The 264-nt window shown below is 59.8% G+C and carries 1 protein-coding gene; it reads left to right on the forward strand.

Going from position 1 to position 264, the window contains the following annotated elements; genetic code table 11:
• Positions 1–264, forward strand: a 264-nt coding sequence (locus H3T84_RS12045; RefSeq protein ID WP_198219343.1) for an RHS repeat domain-containing protein, incomplete at both ends; no start/stop codon positions are given.

A 264-nucleotide genomic window follows, 5' to 3' on the forward strand; every position in this document is an offset into this window, starting at 1 on the left:
GTAACCTCACCAGCATCACCAATGCCATTGGTAACAGCAGCAAATACCAGTACAACGCAGCCGGCCAGCTCATTGGCGCCACCCTACCGGACGGACGGCAAGAATACTACAACGTCAATGCCGCCGGCCAGCTACAAAGCTATACCGATCCGGCCGGCCATACTACCCGCTACCGCCGCGACCAGCGCGGACTGGTGCATACTCGCATTGATGCTGCCGGCCGTCAGCTCGGCTTCAGCTACGATGCTTACGGACGCCTTACCG

The organism is Snodgrassella sp. M0110, assembly GCF_016101465.1.
GTDB classification, from domain to species: domain Bacteria; phylum Pseudomonadota; class Gammaproteobacteria; order Burkholderiales; family Neisseriaceae; genus Snodgrassella; species Snodgrassella alvi.